The organism is Bradyrhizobium sp. Pha-3 (assembly GCF_042258615.1).
GTDB lineage: Bacteria > Pseudomonadota > Alphaproteobacteria > Rhizobiales > Xanthobacteraceae > Bradyrhizobium.
In genome coordinates this window covers 8,566,856-8,585,409 of the sequence record NZ_CP170152.1, presented here as the reverse complement: position 1 = coordinate 8,585,409, position 18,554 = coordinate 8,566,856, and the positions used below count along the sequence as shown (strand labels likewise).

General features: G+C 65.7%; 15 protein-coding genes. 5 read left to right on the top strand and 10 right to left on the bottom strand.

What is annotated here, in order from left to right:
- Positions 1-68 precede the first annotated feature (68 nt).
- The 3 genes from ACE10Z_RS40115 (at position 69) to ACE10Z_RS40105 (ending at position 2,877) form a co-directional block, all read left to right on the top strand.
- Positions 69-1,169 carry an LLM class flavin-dependent oxidoreductase gene (locus tag ACE10Z_RS40115; RefSeq protein ID WP_375785606.1) on the top strand — a complete coding sequence of 367 codons (1,101 nt, stop codon included), beginning with the start codon at positions 69-71 and terminating at the stop codon, positions 1,167-1,169.
- An 80-nt stretch (positions 1,170-1,249) separates the two neighbouring features.
- Positions 1,250-1,804: a flavin reductase family protein gene (locus ACE10Z_RS40110; RefSeq protein WP_375785605.1), complete on the top strand. Its 555-nt coding sequence runs from the start codon at positions 1,250-1,252 to the stop codon at positions 1,802-1,804.
- A gap of 317 nt (positions 1,805-2,121) precedes the next feature.
- Positions 2,122-2,877, top strand: coding sequence for an SDR family oxidoreductase (locus ACE10Z_RS40105; RefSeq protein WP_375785604.1), 756 nt, complete (start codon positions 2,122-2,124; stop codon positions 2,875-2,877).
- Between the two features lie 9 nt (positions 2,878-2,886).
- Here ACE10Z_RS40105 and ACE10Z_RS40100 read toward each other — a convergent pair whose 3' ends face one another.
- From ACE10Z_RS40100 to radC, 5 genes are all read right to left on the bottom strand, one after another.
- Positions 2,887-3,291, bottom strand: coding sequence for a hypothetical protein (locus ACE10Z_RS40100; RefSeq protein ID WP_375785603.1), 405 nt, complete (start codon positions 3,289-3,291; stop codon positions 2,887-2,889).
- Positions 3,291-4,874 carry a hypothetical protein gene (locus ACE10Z_RS40095; protein ID WP_375785602.1) on the bottom strand — a complete coding sequence of 528 codons (1,584 nt, stop codon included), beginning with the start codon at positions 4,872-4,874 and terminating at the stop codon, positions 3,291-3,293. The genes ACE10Z_RS40100 and ACE10Z_RS40095 overlap by 1 nt, the downstream gene beginning before the upstream one ends.
- 81 nt (positions 4,875-4,955) lie before the next feature.
- Complete coding sequence (locus ACE10Z_RS40090) at positions 4,956-6,821, bottom strand: sigma-54-dependent Fis family transcriptional regulator (protein WP_375785601.1); 1,866 nt, start codon at positions 6,819-6,821, stop codon at positions 4,956-4,958.
- Between the two features lie 323 nt (positions 6,822-7,144).
- On the bottom strand, positions 7,145-9,259 hold the full coding sequence (gene glgX / locus ACE10Z_RS40085; RefSeq protein ID WP_375785600.1) for a glycogen debranching protein GlgX: 2,115 nt from the start codon (positions 9,257-9,259) through the stop codon (positions 7,145-7,147).
- A 531-nt stretch (positions 9,260-9,790) separates the two neighbouring features.
- Entirely contained in the window at positions 9,791-10,504 is a 714-nt protein-coding gene (gene radC / locus ACE10Z_RS40080; protein WP_375785599.1) for a DNA repair protein RadC, read from the bottom strand.
- Between the two features lie 123 nt (positions 10,505-10,627).
- Here radC and ACE10Z_RS40075 point away from each other — a divergent pair, with 123 nt between their 5' ends.
- Positions 10,628-11,347, top strand: coding sequence for a DNA-3-methyladenine glycosylase I (locus ACE10Z_RS40075; RefSeq protein ID WP_375785598.1), 720 nt, complete (start codon positions 10,628-10,630; stop codon positions 11,345-11,347).
- A 15-nt stretch (positions 11,348-11,362) separates the two neighbouring features.
- On the opposite strand, the gene map is transcribed toward ACE10Z_RS40075, so the two are convergent.
- Both map and ACE10Z_RS40065 read right to left on the bottom strand, forming a co-directional pair.
- Positions 11,363-12,187, bottom strand: a complete 825-nt coding sequence (map, locus tag ACE10Z_RS40070; RefSeq protein WP_050426054.1) for a type I methionyl aminopeptidase — start codon at positions 12,185-12,187, stop codon at positions 11,363-11,365.
- A 168-nt stretch (positions 12,188-12,355) separates the two neighbouring features.
- Positions 12,356-13,672, bottom strand: coding sequence for a mechanosensitive ion channel family protein (locus ACE10Z_RS40065; RefSeq protein WP_375785597.1), 1,317 nt, complete (start codon positions 13,670-13,672; stop codon positions 12,356-12,358).
- Positions 13,673-13,912: 240 nt separating this feature from the next.
- On the opposite strand from ACE10Z_RS40065, the gene ACE10Z_RS40060 reads away from it, so the two are divergent.
- Positions 13,913-15,706: a potassium/proton antiporter gene (locus ACE10Z_RS40060; protein ID WP_375785596.1), complete on the top strand. Its 1,794-nt coding sequence runs from the start codon at positions 13,913-13,915 to the stop codon at positions 15,704-15,706.
- A 66-nt stretch (positions 15,707-15,772) separates the two neighbouring features.
- Here ACE10Z_RS40060 and ACE10Z_RS40055 read toward each other — a convergent pair whose 3' ends face one another.
- The 3 genes from ACE10Z_RS40055 to modB all read right to left on the bottom strand — a co-directional run bounded on the left by ACE10Z_RS40055 (position 15,773) and on the right by modB (position 18,474).
- Entirely contained in the window at positions 15,773-16,990 is a 1,218-nt protein-coding gene (locus ACE10Z_RS40055) for a hypothetical protein (protein WP_375785595.1), read from the bottom strand.
- A 114-nt stretch (positions 16,991-17,104) separates the two neighbouring features.
- Complete coding sequence (modC, locus tag ACE10Z_RS40050) at positions 17,105-17,776, bottom strand: molybdenum ABC transporter ATP-binding protein (protein WP_375785594.1); 672 nt, start codon at positions 17,774-17,776, stop codon at positions 17,105-17,107.
- 2 nt (positions 17,777-17,778) lie between these two features.
- Positions 17,779-18,474 (bottom strand): molybdate ABC transporter permease subunit, encoded by a 696-nt coding sequence (gene modB, locus ACE10Z_RS40045; protein ID WP_342708339.1) that lies wholly within the window; start codon positions 18,472-18,474, stop codon positions 17,779-17,781.
- Positions 18,475-18,554 lie beyond the last annotated feature (80 nt).

The window sequence follows — 18,554 nt, the reverse complement described above, 5'->3', positions numbered from 1 at the left end:
AACGCATCGTCGAATGCGCGGCAAGACGCATTGCATGACTGAACCTCAAGCGAAGGAAGGAAACGCACATGGAGCTTGGCTACTTCACCATGCCCTCGCACCCGCCGGAGTGCGGATTGAAGGAGGGCCACGACTGGGACCTGCAGACGCTGCGCTGGCTGGACGAGCTCGGCTATCAGGAAGCCTGGATCGGCGAGCATCACACCGCACCCTGGGAGCCGCACCCGTCACCCGATCTGCTGGTCGCGCAGGCGCTGCTGCAGACCAAGAACATCCGCATCGGCCCCGGCGGCTTCCTGCTGCCGTATCATCATCCCGCTGAACTCGCGAACCGCGTCGCGATGCTCGACCATCTCTCGAACGGGCGGCTCAATTTCGGCGTCGCGGCCTCGGGCCTGCCGAGCGACTGGGCGATGTTCAATGTCGACGGCATGTCCGGCCAGAACCGCGACATGACCCGCGAGGCGCTCGAGATCATCCTGAAGATGTGGTCCGAGCCCGGACCCTGGACGCACAAGGGCAAGTATTGGACGGTGTCGAAGCCGGACACGATGTTCGACTTCCTCAAGCCGCACATCAAGCCACAGCAGGCACCGCATCCGCCGATCGGCGTCGCCGGCCTGTCGAAGAATTCCGACACGCTGAAGCTCGCCGGCGAGCGCGGCTTCATCCCGATGAGCCTCAACCTCAACCCGGCCTATGTCGGCAGCCATTGGGACTCGGTCGAAGCCGGCGCCGCCAAGACCGGCCGCAAGCCGAGCCGCAGGGATTGGCGGCTGGTGCGCGAAGTGTTCGTGGCTGATACCGATGAAGAGGCGTGGAGGCTGTCGACCGGCGACATGATGGGCCGGATGATGGGCGAGTACTTCCTGCCGCTGCTCGGCCATTTCGGCTTCAAGGACTACCTGAAGCACGCCCCCGACGTGCCCGACAGCGACGTCACCGTCGAATATTGCGCACGCCGGAATTGGATCGTCGGCTCGCCCGCGACGGTCACCGAGAAGATCGAGAAGATCTACCGGGAGGTCGGCGGCTTCGGCGTCCTCTGCGTGTTCGGCTTCGACTACAAGCACAAGCCGGAGGCCTGGCGGCACTCGCTGGACCTGCTCAAGAACGAGGTGATGCCGCGACTCAAGCACCTCGGCGCCGAGTTCGAGAAGGCTGCATGACAGATAGGCGGGGTGCGGGGCTTGCCTCGCACCCTGCCTCGCATATGTTTGAGGGAACTATTCCGGTTCAGGGTCAGGGCATGACGGTCGACGCACAGAGTTTCAAGCAGGCGATGCGGCATTGCGCGGGCGCGGTCGCGCTGGTGACGGTCGGCCGCGAGCCGGGGCAGCGCACCGGCCTGACGGTGACCTCGGCCTGCTCGCTGTCGGACAATCCGCCCTCGGTGCTGGTCTGCGTTAACCGTAACGCCAGCGCGCATGAGCGCATCCGCGCCGAGCGCCATTTCGTCATCAACTTCCTGAACGAGGACCACGCGCTGCTGGCGCTGACCTTCTCCGGCCAGAAGGGTGTCAACGGCGACGACCGTTTTGCGTTCGGCCGCTGGACCACCGGCGCCACCGGCGCCCCGGTGCTGGAGGATGCCGTCGCGGCGTTCGACTGCGTCTTGGCGCAGGAGCTCGAGACCAAGACCCATTCGATCTTCATCGGCGAGGTCCAGCATGTGCGCGCCGTGACCACGGTCGATCCGCTGATCTATCTGCGCTCCGGTTTCCAGAGCGTGCGCAACATCCACGATCCGATCACGCTCGGCGACGTCGACGCGCGGCGCGTCAGCTGGAACGAGTTTTCCTGAAGCCGCGACGGGCGGCACGCCTCTCCGAGTCAATCAGCACTGCTGACCAATCCTGATCAATTTTGACGAACGCGCCATGAACGCGAGCGGCATGATATAACTGCCGTCGCGCATGCAGGAGCGATCGATGCGGCGGCGCGAGTTCTTCAACTCTCCTCGTCAACCGGACGTCCGCGCGATCTCGCTTTGCGGGCACGCAACGTTCGTCGATATGTCGATCAATCGCTGCGCTCATCGCGCTTGCCGCCGGCAAGCTTGAAGCACAAGCGCGTCCCGAGATCGCCAAATCTCTGGTCATCGACAAGGGAGACCAAATCATGAAGATCGTTGTCATCGGCGGCACCGGACTGATCGGCTCCAGGACCGTTGCCATTCTGCGTCAACGCGGCCACGACGTTGTCGCCGCTTCGCCGAAGAGCTGCGTCAACACCATCACCGGCGAGGGGCTCAAGGAGGCACTGGCCGGCGCGGCTGTCGTGATCGACCTGGCCAATTCTCCGTCATTCGAGGACAAGGCAGTGATGGCGTTCTTCGAGACCTCCGGCCGCAACCTTCTGGCGGCGGAGAAGCCGGCCGGCGTCAAGCACCATGTTGCGCTCTCGATCGTCGGCACCGACCGCACGCCCGAGAACGGATACTTCCGCGCCAAGGTCGCTCAGGAGAAACTGATCGAGGCGTCCGGCATTCCCTACACCATCATCCGCGCGACGCAGTTCATGGAATTCGTCGGAGCCATCGCTGATGCGAGCGCAGTTGGAAACACGATCAGGCTCTCGCCCGGCCTGTTCCAGCCGATCGCGGCGGAGGATGCGTCCGCCCTTGTGGCCGATGTGGCGCTCGAGCCGCCGCGCAACGGCATCGTCGAGATCGCCGGACCGGAACGCGCGCCGTTCAACGAAATCGTCGCCCGCTACCTGAAGGCAAAAGGCGACCCGCGTCAGGTGGTGAAGGACCCTGAGGCCCTCTACTGGGGCGGCCGGGTCGAGGAGCATTCGCTGGTGCCGTTGGGCGAGGCGCGCCTCGGCCGCATCGATCTGAACGAATGGCTGCGCCGCTCGCGGCCGGCAGCCTGACGGCAGCTTCTATTTGAGCCACACCAGCAGGGGGACGGGCGCGCGGCCCTCGCAGGACAGCGTGCCCTCGTAATTATGCGTCTTGCGGGCGCTGTAGGTGCAGGGCGCTCCGTCCAGCACCAGCTCGGCCGTCACCTGCGAATCCGCACCCGTGAGTTGCAGCCGGATCTCTCCGGCGCGTTCCTCCGGTCCGTCCAGCGCACAGATCCCGACATGCTTCATCTTCAGCGGGCCGGAGAATTGCCCGGGCGTGCCCGGTCCGCTTTCGGTGAGATGCCCGGTCAGCTCCCATTCGCCGAGCATGCCGGCCTGGCCCAGGATCTCCATCGCACCGAGCGGCGGCACGTGGCAAAGACAGAGCGCAACGGCGCCGAGCAGGGCCGCTCCACCGTTGCGCCATGTCGTCAGCGGCATCACAGCTTGCTTCCGGTTGTCTGGCGCAATTCGATCAGCTCCGGCCGCGATAGATCCGCATCCGCGGTGAGCCGGGCAATCTGATCAGCGCATTCCCGGGTCTTGGCCTGATCGCCCGACGCCTTGGCGCTCTTGATCATCCCGAGATAGGCCGCCAGTCGATTGGGCTCCTTCTTGAGCACGGCCTCGTAGGCGGCGAGCGCATCGGCGGCCTTGCCGCGATCGAGCAGCATGGCGGCATAGAGCTCGCGCGCCGGCGCCAGCGGTCCCGGGGTGACGGGATGCTTCTCGGTCTTGTCTTCCGCCTCCGCGGCGGCATTCATCGCGCCGAGCGCCTCGTCATGTCTGCCTTCGGCGTACAGCACCCAGGCGCTAGCGATCTGCTGCTGGATGTCGACGATGTTGGACCAGTAGGCATCCTTGGCGTCTTTCAGCTTGTCGCGCAGCTCGGTGAGCTTGGCGATATCGGCCTTGGCGGCCGCCGGATCACCGGAGCGCGCGGCGCCGACCGCCCGCGCGAAATAGGTGATGGCGTCCGCATAGGCGTATTTGGTCGGACGGACCTGGAGCGCAGCAGCGTCCTTCCAGTCGCCGCGCTCGAAAACATAGCGGGCCTGGCTTGCCGCCACCGCGTAAGGACCGGCGAACCGATCCTGTTTGAACTCGAGCTTGCCGAGTTCGTCGACCACCGCGCGCGCCTCCTTGTCCTGGCCCAGCTGGAGATAGGCATAGACCAGGTAGTCCATCGCGTGGGCCTGGTCCTGCTGTTCGCCGTCTTCCTTGGCGATGCGTGCGGATTCCTTGTTGGAGGCAATCGACTCCTTCCAGTAGCCGACGCGCGTGAAGATGTGCGACGGCATGTGCTGGGCATGCGGCGCGCGTTCGGCGATCTTGGCGTAGCGCATCGCGGCGGGTAGGCCCTTCTCGGCGAGCGCCGGATAGTCGTAGAGGTGGATCAGGTAGTGGGCGATGCCGGGGTGCTCGGGCTGGCGCTTGAAGATCGGTTCGAGCAGCGCCGCGCCTTTCAGCTGGTTGGCGTAGGTCTTGTCGGTCGGGGCCGCCGCGACGTTGAGCGTGATCGCATAGGCGATCTGCGCCTCGTCGTCGTCGGCATAGTGCGCCGCGACCTGCTCTTCGGCTGCGAGGAATCGCTGCACGCGGGTGCGGTGATCGACCTTGTCGTAATCGACATACATCGCGGCGATGGCATCGATGTATTCACGCTCGCGCGGGGTGTTCGCACCCAGCGCCTGGCCTTTCTTCACGGCTGCGAGGCCGAGCGGAAGGTTCTCCGGCGGTGGCGCCCCGTGCGGATTGTAGAGATAACTGAGCGCGATCCCCCAATAGGCGATGGCGCATTGCGGATCGGCCTCGAGCACCTCCTCGAAGGTGCGTCGCGATGCGCTGTACCAGAACGAATGCTGATACAGCATGGCGCGATCGAACAGCTCCTGCGCCTCTGGCTTGCAGGACGTCACAAAATGGACTTTGCCCAATCGTTGTTCAACAGAATCCGAGGCAGCAGGTTGCGAAATGGTCGCGGCAACCAGGCCAACGACCACAGCGAGGGGAAACCGTGTCATGGGACCCGCTCCGTGGCGTTGAATGAAAGGCGTAGGATAGCACCTTTCCCGCACGGCCGGAACAACAGGTGCTGTTCGGGTCTAGCTGTCCAGCTGGATCCCTAACGCCTTGATCTTCCGGTACAACGTCGCGCGGCTGAGCCCGAGCGCCTTGGCAGCGTCCGTCACTCTTCCGTCATTGGCGCGCAATGCTTCGACGATCACTGCGCGTTCGCTTGCCGCATGATCCGCCTCCACATTGCGCGCGCCGAACGGCGGCAAATCGAGATCGGCCTCGGTGATGACGCCGCCCTCGGCGGTGGCGCCTGCGAGCCGCAGCACGTGGCGGAGCTGGCGCATGTTGCCGGGGAACGGATAGGCCAGCAGCTGCGCCCAGGCATTGGCCGAGATGCGGCAGTGCGGCGCTTCCTCGTCGGCGATCTGCGTGATGATGTCCCTGCGGTCGGCGCGTTCGCGCAAGGCGGGCAGGCGGATCTCCATGCCGCGCAGCCGGTAGTACAGGTCGGAGCGGAAGCTGCCGTCCTCCGCCATCCGTGCGAGGTCGCGATGGGTCGCGCTGATCAGGCGGATGTCGACGGGTACCGGCTTCAGCGCGCCGAGCGGCCAGACCTCGCGATTTTCCAGCACGCGGAGCAGCCGTGTCTGCAGCGCAAGCGGCATGTCGCCGATCTCGTCGAGGAACAGCGTGCCGCCGCTCGCTTGCACGATCAGCCCTTTCGAGCCCTCGCGCCGCGCGCCGGTGAAGGCGCCGGCCTCGTAGCCGAACAGCTCGGCGTCGATCAGGCTCTCCGGCATCGCGGCGCAGTTCAGCGCGACATAGTTGCGGCCGGCGCGATTGCTTGCCGCATGAATGGCGCGCGCGAACACGTCCTTGCCGGCGCCGGTCTCGCCCCGCAGCAGGATCGGCAGATCGAGATTGCCGACCGTCATCAGCCGCTTCACGCCCTTGATCAGCACGGGATCGCGGCCCGCGAGCCGGTGCAGGCCGCTGAACTGTCCGGCCGGCGCCTCACGCGACGGTGCCGGCAGCGGACGGGCGACACGCGCGCGCACCGGCGGCGCCACGCGGCCGCGGCCCCATGGCGTGCCGTCGGCCCGGCGCAGCGCGACCGGCTCGTCCGCGGCCCGTGTCGCGCGATCGTCCAGTTGAATCAGGCGCGACAGGTCGATGCCGTCGTCGATCATCGCATCCGTCAGGCCGAATACGCCGCGCGCGGTGCGGCAGGCGCCGACGACGCGGCGGTCGTCGTCATAGGCGAGCATGCCGTGCCCGTCGCCGGGCAGTGTCGCGATCCATGAGGCGCGGTAGCGCCGGCGGAAGAACGACTGCTCGATCCGCCGCGTCGCTTCCGCGGTGACGGCGAGCGCCAGTTCATGCGCGCTGCGGCCGAGATCGCTGCGGCAGGAGGAGATGTTGACGGCGCCGGCGAGCCGCCCGGCATGATCGAACAGCGGCGACACCGCGCAGGTGAACATGTGCCACTGCTCGCGGAAATGTTCGTCGCCATGCACGATGATCGGCCGCTGCTCGGCGAGCGCGGTGCCGAGCCCGTTGGTGCCTTCGAAGGTCTCCGCGAAGTTCGAGCCGGTGTAGATCTTCCATTCCAGGAACATCCGCGCGTAGTCGCCCCCGGGCAGCCGGCTCACCAGCATCGTCGCATTGGGGTCGGCGAGGTTGACGCAGTAGCCGGAGTCGTTGAGCACCCGGGCAAGGTCCTCGAGCTCCGGGATCGCGACCTGGATCAAATCCTCCATCGGTTCGGCGATGTGCCGGACCTCGGCTTCGGTCAGGGTCTGCGGCGGCCCGCGCCGGGCCGGATCGAGGTTGTGATTGACCACGCAGCGCCGCCAGGACGCGGCGATCCGCGCCTCGGTGTCGACGCCGGCCAGCTGATTGGCCGCCAATAAAACACGGGCGACGTGATTCGAGGCCGAAAGATTGGCCATCCAGAGGTCTCCACCCAGTATTTTTGCCGAAGTCTGGCACCCCGACGGCGAATGTCAATTGGCCGACGGGGGCGCGGGGAGGGACCTTGGAGGGAGGGGTGGTTCTATCCGTCAGTCCCCGATGCGCAATTGCGCATCTGAGGGCGTGCGAAGCACGAGCCCGGAATCCATCGGGCCGCCGGTTCTGCGGAGGAATGGATTCCGCCCCCTTTCAAGGGGAAGGAGGAGCTCCGTAGCCCGGATGAAGCGCAGCGTAATCCGCGATTCCGTTCCTAGGATTCGACTGTTCCCGGATTACGCTGCGCTCCATCCGGGCTACGGGATTACTTCGCCTTGTCCGCCGTGAGCAGCACGAACGAACGGCCCGCCGCCTTGTACGTGCCACCGAACGCAAACTGCGCACCCGCCGCCTCCTCTGGCGCGTTGGTATCGAGCAGCAGCGACCACTGTGGCCCCGCCGACGTCGCCGGCAGCTTGAAGTCGACCTCGCCCTCGTAGCTGTTGAGGATCACAAGCACGGTGTCGTCCTCGCCCGCGCGGGCGATTGCGGTCTTGCGGGCGCGGCCGTCGAGCACGACGCCGAAACATTTGATCCAGCCGGTGGTCCAGTCGGACTGCGTCATCTCCACGCCTGACGAGCTGATCCAGACCACGTCGCGGATCTCGAGCTGCGGATCACGATCGCCCGAGAGGAAGCGGCTGCGGCGCAGGATCGGATAGTCGCGCCGCAGCTTGATCATGCGCTTGGTAAAGGCGAGCAGCTTCTCGGCGTCGTCGGAAAGATTCCAGTCGAACCAGGAGATGTCGTTGTCCTGGCAATAGGCGTTGTTGTTGCCACGCTGGGTACGGCCGAACTCGTCGCCGCCGAGCAGCATCGGCGTGCCCTGCGAGGTCAATAGCGTCGCCAGCATGTTGCGCTTCTGGCGTTCGCGCAACGTGATGATATCGGGGTTGTCGGTTGGGCCCTCGGCGCCGCAATTCCAGGAGTGGTTGTCGAGCGAGCCGTCGTTGTTGTGCTCGCCGTTGGCTTCATTGTGTTTGTTGTTGTAGCTCGCCCAGTCGTTCAGCGTGAAACCGTCATGGGCGGTGATGAAATTGACGCTGGCCCAGGTGCGGCGACCCTCGCGATTGAACACGTCGTGCGAGCCGAGCAGCCGTGGCGCCAGTGTGCCGGGCGCCGCCTCGCCGCGCCAGAAATCGCGCACAATGTTGCGGTACTTGTCGTTCCATTCCGCCCAGCCGGCGGGAAACCCGCCGACCTGGTAGCCGCCGGGGCCGCAGTCCCACGGCTCGGCGATCAGCTTGACGGTCGCGAGCAGTGGATCCTGGTTCATCGCCTTCAGGAAGCCGGACTGCTCGTCGAAGCCGTAGACCTCGCGCGCCAGGATGGTGCCGAGATCGAAGCGGAAGCCGTCGACATGCATGTGGCCGGCCCAGTAGCGCAGGCTGTCCATCACCATCTGGATCACGCGGGGATGCGACAGGTTCACCGTGTTGCCGGTGCCGGTGTCGTTGATGTAGTAGCGGCGCTTGTCGGGCAAGAGGCGGTAATAGCTCGCATTGTCGATGCCCTTGAACGACAGCGTCGGGCCGCGTTCATTGCCTTCGGCGGTGTGGTTGTAGACCACGTCGAGGATCACCTCGAGCCCGGCGCCATGCAGCCGCGACACCATCTCCTTGAATTCGCGCAGGCTGTTCGGCACGTCGGCGGCATAGCGCGGATCCGGCGCGAAGAAGCCGATCGTGTTGTAGCCCCAGTAGTTGGTGAGGTGCTTGTCCAGCAAATTGCTGTCGTTGATAAAGGAATGCACCGGCAGAAGCTCGACCGAGGTGATGCCGAGCGCCTTGAGATGATCGATCGCCGCGTTCGCGCCGAAGCCGGCATAGGTGCCGCGCAGGTTCTCGGGGATGCCCGGATGCTGCCTGGTAAAGCCCTTGACGTGGGTCTCGTAGACGACGGTCTCGTCCCAGTGCACGTCCTGCCGCTGCGCCTCCTGGACCCAGTCGAAATTGGGGTCGACCACCACGCATTTCGGCATAAACGGCGCGCTGTCGCGCTCGTCGAAGGTGAGATCGTCACCGGTTTCCATCTTGTAGCCGAACACCGCCGGATTCCATGTCAGGCTGCCGGCATGGGCACAGGCATAGGGATCGAGCAGCAGCTTGTTCGGATTGAATCTGTGCCCGCCGTCGGGCTGGTAGGGGCCGTACACGCGATAGCCGTAGAACGTTGCGGGCTGCACGCCGTTGATGAAGCCGTGAAACACCTGGTCGGTATATTCGGGCAACTCGAAGCGATGGGTCTCGCGCTCGTTGTCGAACAGGCAGACCTCGACCTTGGTGGCGTTGGCGGAAAACACCGCGAAGTTGGTGCCGTGGCCGCTCCAATGGGCGCCCAGCGGATAGGGCAGCCCTTCCTCGATCACGAAATCGGACATCGTGTCCCCCAAGCCTGGAAGCCATCAACTCAACCTGCAACAAACGCCGCCGCGCGGAAAACGTTGCATTGGCTAGTTTAGCGGCAGTTGCCGGTGGTTCGTGTGACGATCGGGTGCCGTGGGGGTGCCATCACGACCTCTCTCCACCGTCATTCCCCGGTGCACAATTGCGCACCGGGGAATGACGGTGGAAGCAAGACGCGCGCGCCTAGCGTTGAGATGCCACGAGAACGCGAAAGTGTATCCCCATCCACACTGTCATCGCCCGGTTCAACCGGGCGATCCAGTACGCCGCGGCCCCTCGGTTCAAGCTTTCGGCGTCTCTGGAATACTGGATCACCCGCATGCGCGGGTGATGACACCGTGTGGTGTGACAACTTGAATCGAGAGCCATCCTCATCGTCGTCCTGGCGAAAGCCAGGACCCATTACCCCAAATCTCGATTGTTGCGTAGCGCTGGGGTCACAGCTCACTCTCACATCACAACCCTGTGGTTATGGGTCTCTGCTTTCGCAGGGACGCTGCCGGGACTTACATCAACCGCATCCCCTTCAAACTCGCATGCCCGCCTTTGCCGACGATGATGTGATCGTGCACGGCGATGCCGAGCGGCTTGGCGATGTCGACGATGGCTTTGGTCATCTGGATGTCGGCCTGCGACGGGGTCGGGTCGCCGGAGGGGTGATTGTGCACCAGGATCAGCGCGGTCGCCGACAATTCCAGCGCGCGCTTGATCACCTCGCGGGGATAGACCGGGGTGTGATCGACGGTGCCGGTCTGCTGCACCTCGTCGGCGATCAGCTGGTTGCGCTTGTCGAGGAACAGCAGGCGGAACTGTTCCTTGTCGGCGAACGCCATGCTGGTGCGGCAATAGTCGATGACGTCGTTCCACGACGACAGCGCAATGCTGCGCTTGATCTCGCCCTTGGCGATCCGCCCTGCTGCCGCGGCGAGCAGCTTGAGCTGGTTGATCGAGGCGTCCTTGACGCCCTCGACCTCGCGCAGCCGCGCCACCGGCGCATGCACGACCTCGGCGAAGGAGCCGAACTTCTTCAACAGTGCTTTCGCCAATGGCTTGGTGTCGCGGCGCGGGATGGCGGCGAACAGCGCCATCTCGAGGAGCTCATAGTCGGTCAGCGCGTCCGGCCCGGCCGCGTAGAAGCGCTCGCGCAGCCGTTCGCGATGGCCGTGATAATGCGGCGTCTCGTCGGCCTCGTCGTTGCTGGCGTCGGGTTTGGCGGGCATCGGCCACAACCATGCCGTGCCTGCCGCGTTTTGCAAGGGCCGATGCAACTTACCGGTTTGCCACGATGCGACGGGCGAATTACCGTTACCTGCAACGTTCAGGATCGAAGAGGGGAGGGCGGCGTGACATCGTTCAAGGTGATCCGCTCGCGTGCGGAGAAGCGCAAGGGCGGGCCGAAGGCGCTCGAAAAACTGCTACGGCCGCCGGCCGGCGCCAAGGCGCTGGCAAAGCTCGGCGACGACCGCGTGCTGGCCGAGATGACCAGGCGCGTGTTCTGCGCAGGCTTCGCCTGGAGCGTGATCGACGCCAAATGGGAGGGCTTCGAAGCAGCTTTCCTCGGCTTCCAGCCCGCCAAGCTCGCGTTCAAGCCCGATGAATTCTGGGAGAAGTTGACGAGCGACGCCAGGATCGTGCGCAACGGCGCCAAGATCATGTCGGTGCGCGACAATGGCCGCTTCGTGCAGGAGATCGCGCGCGAGCATGGCAGCTTCGGAAAATTCCTTAGCGCCTGGCCGTCATCGGACGAGATCGGGCTGCTCGATCTGCTGAGCAAGCGCGGCAGCCGGCTCGGCGGCAACACCGGACAGATGCTGTTGCGCTTTCTCGGCTGGGACGGTTTCGTCACCTCGCGCGACGTCGTCGCCTGCCTGCGCGACGCCGGCCTCGATATCGCAGAGGAGGTGAAGTCGAAGCGCGATCTCGCCAAGGTGCAGGCGCAGTTCAACGCCTGGGCGGAGGAGACCGGGCTATCCTATCTGCACCTGTCGCGGATCTGCGCGATGTCGATCGGCGAGAACCACACGCCCGAGGAGATTGTCGAGCGCACGCGGAGCGACTACTGACCTCGTCGAGGATGCTTACACCTGAACCCACGGCTTCTCGCCGTGGCGCTCGGACAGCGTGAAGATCTCGACGCCGTCGGCGGTGACGCCGACCGAGTGCTCGAACTGCGCCGACAGCGAGCGGTCGCGGGTCACCGCGGTCCAGCCGTCGGACAGGATCTTCACATGCGGCTTGCCGAGATTGATCATCGGCTCGATCGTGAAGAACATGCCGGGCTTCAGCGGCGCGCCTTCGCCGGGGCGGCCGATATGGATGATGTTCGGCTCGTCGTGGAACAGGCGGCCGAGGCCGTGGCCGCAGAAGTCGCGCACCACGCTCATGCCCTGCGGTTCGACGAAGCTCTGGATGGCATGGCCGATATCGCCGGTGGTGGCGCCGGGCTTGACGGCGGCAATGCCGCGCATCATCGCCTCATAGGTCACCTCGATCAGCCGCTCGGCCTTCCGCGCGATGGCGCCGATCGCATACATGCGGCTGGAATCGCCGTACCAGCCGTCGACGATGAAGGTGACGTCGACATTGACGATGTCGCCTTCCTTCAGCGGGCGGTCGCCCGGCATGCCGTGGCAGACCACGTGATTGATCGAGGTGCAGGTCGAATAGCGATAGCCGCGATACATCAGCGTCGCCGGATAGGCGCCGTGGTCGAAGGCGAACTTGCGGACGAACTCGTCGATGACCGAGGTCGGGACGCCCGGCTTGACGATGTCGGTGAGCGCGTCGAGGCATTTCGACACCAGGGCGCCTGCCTTGCGCATGCCGGCAAAGCCGCTCGGTCCGTGCAGCTTGATCTGGCCGGTCTTGCGAAGCGAGGTGTCGGTGGCGTCGATATAGCTCATGGGCGGGATGTTTCTGCGGGCAAGGGGCTGATTTCAGACCCTAATTTAATGATCGGCGCGCCCGGCGCAAGCCAAGCTTGGGCATGGGGACAATGCTCAAACGGCTTGATTTTCCGGTCAAATCCGGAACGGCGGTGGCCGCTTGTCCGAAAAAGCCGCACGGAGGCGCTAGCTGGAGACCTCGACCACGCTCTCGACCGGCAGTGCGCCGCCGCGGATGCGGAGTTCCCGCACCGGGTAAGGCACCTTGATGCCGTCCTGCTTGAAGGCGTCCCACAGCGACAGCATGACGTCGCTCTTCACACCGTCCATGCCGTCGGGATCGGCGATCCAGAAGGTCAGCGAGAACTTCATGCCGAGCTCGGCGAATTCGGTCAGGATGCAGTTCGGCGGCTTGCCCTTGAGCGCGCGGGCGTGGGCCGTCGCGGTATTGATCGCGAGCTTGCAGACCAGCCTCGGATCGGCGTCGTAATTGGCGGCGAACGCGATCTTCACCAGCGTATTCTTGTCGGTATAGGTCCAGTTGGTGACCTTCTGCGTCACCAGATCCTCGTTCGGGATCAGGAACTCGCGGCCGTCGCCGGCGGCGACCGAGATGTAGCGGGTCTTCATCGCGCTGATGCGGCCCTGGCTGTCGCCGATGGTCACGAGGTCGCCCGGCTTCACCGACTTGTCGACCAGCAGGATGATGCCCGAGATGAAATTGGCGACGATCTTCTGCAGGCCGAAACCGATGCCGACGCCGACGGCGCCGGACAGCACCGCCAGCGCCGACAGGTTGATCCCGACGGCGCTCAAGGCGATGGCGACCGCGACCACCATCAGGCCGATGCGAATGATCTTGACCAGCAACACCTGGATCGACGGGGTCAGGTCGGTCGAGCGAGTGATCTGGCCGTCGATGAAATTGCTGGCGATATTGCTCAGCCACAGCGCCAGGATCAGCACCGCACCGGCCTTGATCAGCAGCAGCGGGCTCAGCCGCAGACCGCCCACGACGACCGCGAACGAATCCAGCGTGTCGGCCGCCCAGTCGAGCTGGCCGATGATGCTGAGGGCGGCGACCACCCAGGCCGCGGCCGAGACCAGTTTGACGATGAAGGCGTTGTCGATCACCGAGGTCACGAGGCGGATCACCAGCCAGGCCAGCGCCAGCTTGGCGGAGACCGCGATCAAATAGCTGCGGCTCGGCCAGGTCGCGTGCCACATCACGATGCGCGAAATCACCATCAACACCGCGAACACGGCGGTGGAGGCGCTCGATACCATCACGCGGGCGAAGTGCCGGAGCGGCAGCGGCCAGCGGCTCGCCAGCGACGACATGTTGACCCGCGCATGAATGGCGGTATCGGCGGCGTAGGCGAGGCCCGCGGCGGCGAGGATGATGCCGAACTGCAGATAGAACCAGGGTGAAGCGATCTCGGCGCCGACCGAGCGCGCCGCCATTTGGATCGATTCCAGGACGTCCTTCCAGCTCATGTCCATCGGCAAAATCTCAACTTGCAGCGCGGGTCAGGCAAATGTGATTCGAAGGTAGGGCGAGAATCCCACAAAGGCGCGCACGCGACCATCGATACACCACAGTGTCGGGGCGACCTAGGGGCTGACAGGGCCGGGCACAATGCCGCTTAGGACAGAAATCGGTTGGCGTCCCAGTGTGGCGACGATAAGGATGCAATTGCAAGTATTTGAGACCTCCCAAGTCCTTGAGACCTCCAAAGGCGCATGGCATCCCTCGACTCCGTCAGTATAGCGATCCTGCTCGGTGCGGTGCTGGTGATGGCCGGCATCCTGTCCAGCCTGCTGGCGCTGCGGTTCGGCGCCCCCTTGCTGCTGGTGTTCTTGCTGGTCGGCATGCTGGCGGGCGATTCCGGCCCCGGCCGGCTGCAGTTCGACGACGTCCGCACCACCTATCTGGTCGGCTCGGTGGCGCTGGCGCTGATCCTGTTCGACGGCGGACTGAAGACGCGGTTTGCCAGCATCCGCACCGTGCTGGCGCCCTCGATGATGCTGGCGACCGCCGGCGTGCTGCTGACCGCGCTGATCACGGCACCGGTCGCCCGCTATGTGCTCGACCTCAACTGGACTGAGTCATTGCTGGTCGGCGCCGTCGTGGCCTCGACCGACGCCGCGGCGGTGTTCCTCCTGGTGCACACCCAGGGCCTGCGTCTGCGCCCGCGCGTCGGCGCGACGCTGGAGGCGGAATCCGGCACCAACGATCCGTTCGCGATCTTCCTCACTTTGATGCTGGTCGAGTTCATCTCGGTCGGCCAGAGCTCGGCCTCGCACATCGCGATGGAGTTCATCCAGGAGGCCGTGCTCGGCGCCATCATCGGGGTGATCGGCGGCCGGCTGGTGGTGATCGCGCTGAATCAAGTCGCGCTCCCGCAGGGCCTGCATGCGCCGTTCGTCACGACCGCGGCGCTGGTGATCTTCGGCGGCTCCCAGATCGTGCATGCCTCGGGATTCCTCGCGGTTTATCTCGCCGGTATCATCATCGGCAACCGGCCGACCCGCGCGCATAATTCGGTGGTGACCTTCCTCGACGCCGCGACCTGGCTGGCCCAGATCGTGATGTTCGTGCTGCTCGGGCTCCTGGTGTCGCCGCATCGCCTGCTCTCCAGCGCCGGCGGCGCGGTGCTGGTGGCGTTCGCGCTGATGCTGGTGGCGCGGCCGCTGGCGGTGCTGATCTGTCTTGCGCCGTTCAAGTTCAACTGGCGGGAGAAGGTCTTCATCGCCTGGACCGGCCTGCGCGGCGCGGTCGCGATCTTCCTGGCCTCGATCCCGATGCTGGTCGGCCTGTCGAAGGCCTATCTCTATTTCGACGTCGCCTTCGTCGTCGTCATCATCTCGCTGCTGTTGCAGGGCTGGACGCTGGCGCCGGCGGCGCGGCGGCTGCACGTCGCGCTGCCGCGCGCCGAACGCGGCCCGCGCCGCGTCGAGCTGGATCTGCCCGGCCAGCTCGAGCAGCAGCTGGTCGGCTATCCGGTGCGGTCGAAGAGCCTGTATTTCCGCCGCGGCCTGATCCCGTCCTGGTCGAAGCCGACGCTGGTGATCCGCGACGAGCGGATCCTGACGCCTGTCGAGGCCGATCCGGTCGCGCCCGGCGACTACATCTATCTGCTGGCGCCGCCGGAGCGCGCCGAGGCGCTCGATCGCTTCTTCGTCGACATGGCGCCGTCGAGCGCGCCCGATCCGCATCTGCTCGGCGACTTCATGGTGTCGGGCGAGCATACGCTCGGCGAGCTCGCCGAGATCTACGGCGTCAAGGTCGACGAGCACCAGGCCAAGCTGACGCTGGCGGATTATTTCGACGTCAATCTCGATCGCGCGCCGAAGGAAGGTGCCGAGCTTGCGCTCGACGAGATCGTGCTGGTGGCGCGCAGCATCGGCGGCGGCCGCGTCAATGTCGTCGGCCTGCGCTTGCCGGAGGAAGACGAGGAGGTCGCACCGCAGACGCGGATGCAGACCGTCCGGCGAAAGCTCGCCGATATCTGGGCGTCGGTCGCCGGCGTCTAACGTGTTTTCGAGCGAAGTGGATGCCGGTTCGCGTGAAGAAAACGCGTCAGAATAAGACCGGCGCCGTCACTGCTTGCGCAGGAAGCTCGAATCCGGGGCGAACTTCTCGATCATGTCGGACAGGCCGTCGTCGGCCGGCGGTCCCTTGGACGCAGCGTCCGGCTTCGGCTCGTCCTTGAACTTCTGGCCGGAAATCTCGGCCAGCGCCGCGAGCAGCGTCTCGTCGAGATTATCGGCCGCTGTTTTTGCAGGCGGTGTCTTCGCAGATGGTGTGTTGGCGGGCGGAGGCGGAACGGGCTTGGGCGGATTGGCGCCGATCTCGGCCTTCGCCGGTGGCGGCCTCGGCGGTTCCGACACCGGGGCTGGCTTGAATGTGTCCGCCCGTCTGGCGGCGGCCCCGCTGACCGCGTCGATGAACGATGCTTCGAGGTCGGCGGGCGTCTCCGCCGGCGTGGCCGGTGGTGCAGCGGGCATCGGCGGCGGCTCGGCGGGCTTCGCGTCCCGGGGGGCGCGCCCGAACAGCGGTTCTCGCTGTCTCGCCGTCGACGGCCGGCTGTCGGTGGCGTTGCCCGGCTCCATGTCCGGCTCCTTGGCAGGCTTGAAGAGACCCGCGCGTTCGGCGGCGATCCTGGCGGAAGCCTGCTCGACCGTGGCGAGCAGGGATGCTTCCAGCGCATCGGCGGAATTGCTCGGCGAAGTCGCTGGCTTGGCGGCAGGGGCGGCCATATGCTTTGGCTCCGGCCGGGGCGGCGGCACCGGCGGTGGCCGCGATCCTTCGACCGGCGCGGGCGGCGGGGCCGGCTGGCCGTCGCGGGCGCGCGCGATGATGCCGTCGACGATCGCGCCCAGGCGGCTCTTGTCGGGGGCTGCGAGATAGCTGGCAGCGAGCTCATCGACATATTGCGGGCCGTAATCGGCCAGCACCTGGGCAAGCTGGGCGAGATCGAGATCGCTCTCCACCAGCCGGCGCCAGGCCTGCCGGTCATAGGGCGCGTCCGCCTTCTTGTCGGGCCAGGCCACCCGGCGCGGCTGGCGCTGCGGTCCGGTGTCTTGGCCATTTTCCTGGCCGTTTTCCTGGCCGGTGATGGGGTCGAGGGTCGGCGGCTGCAGCCCGCGACTGAGGCGCGGTGGGGTAAATTCCCCGGCCCCGGCCGGCACGGCATCATCACCGAGGCGTCGGCGGCGCTCGGCGACCTGCAGCGAGATCAGGCCGATGCCCATCAGCAGGAAACCGAGCGCGGCCCACGAAATCGTGGCGCACAGCAGCCCGCCGATCAGCAGCAATACCCAGCCAGTCAGTCGCAAAGTGCACCTTTCCCCATGCCCGATCGGATGTCCCGATCCGGGCCTAGCAGACAAGATGGGCTATCTTATGCCGACTTTCGGAAAAACGGCCAGCTACGCGCCGCCCGTCAACACCTTAACACCGCCGAACGCGGTGACCTGGCCGCGGCGCAGCATCACGATCTGGGTGGCGAGCTGGCGAAGCTCGGCCGCGTCGTGGCTGACATAGACCATCGGGACGCCGGCCTCGTCGCGCAGCCGCACCAGATAGGGCAGGATCTCGAGCTTGCGGCTCTCGTCGAGCGCGCCCAGCGGCTCGTCCAGCAGCAACAGCCGCGGCTTGGACAGCAGTGCCCGGCCGAGCGCGACGCGCTGCCGCTCGCCGCCGGAGAGCTTTCCGGGGCGCCGGTCGAGCAGGGCGCCGATGTCGAGCAGGTCGACGACGCGTTTGTGTTGCGCAGGATCCTCGGCGAGGCCGTTCATGCGGCGGCCATAGTCGAGGTTCTGCCTGATATCGAGATGCGGAAACAGCCGCGCGTCCTGGAAGACGTAGCCAATGCGCCGCCGATAGGTCGGGACATGGATGCCGGCTGCGGTGTCATCGACCGTCTCGCCGTCGATCACGATGGTGCCGCGATCAGGACGAACCAGCCCGGCGATGGTGTTGATCAGCGACGTCTTGCCGGAGCCGGATGCGCCGAACAGGCCGGTGACGCGGCCCTCGCTGGTGAACGCCGCCGCGAGCGAGAACTCGCCGAGCTGCTTGGTGATGTCGACGCGCAGCATCGCTATTGTCCGTGCAGGCGCGCGGTCGCGCGGCGCGCGAACACTTCGGCAGCGACCAGCGCACCGACCGCGAGCACGATCGAGATGATCACGAGCCGTGCCGCGGCAGTGTCGCCGTCAGGCGTCTGGATCAGCGAATAGATCGCCGATGATATGGTCTGGGTCTCGCCGGGGATGTTGGAGACGAAGGTGATGGTCGCGCCGAACTCGCCGATCGCCTTGGCAAAGCCGAGCACCATGCCGGCCAGCACGCCCGGCAGCGCGAGCGGCAGCGTCACGGTTGCGAACACCCGCCAGGGCGCGGCGCCGAGCGTCTCGGCGGCCTGCTCGAGGCGGCGGTCGACCGCTTCAATTGACAGGCGGATCGGGCGCACCAGCAGCGGAAACGACATCACGCCGCAAGCGAGCGCGGCGCCGGTCCAGCGGAACGCGAAGACGATGCCGAGATGATCGGCCAGCCAGCCGCCGACCAATCCGCGTTTACCGAAAGTCAGCAGCAGCAGATAGCCGGTGACGACGGGCGGCAGCACCAGCGGCAGATGCACGGCGGCATCGAGCAGCGACTTGCCCCAGAAATCGCGCCGCGCCAGCAGCCAGGCGAGCGCGATGCCGAACGGGGTCGCCACCAGCGTTGCGATGACGGCGACCCGCAGCGACAGCAGGATCGCCGTCCATTCGGTCGGCGAGATCTCGAACACTAGTGTCTATTCCCGAAGTTCGTATGCAAGTGCGGCTCCTCAGTTACGAACTTCGGGAACAGACACTAGTAAGAGTCAAT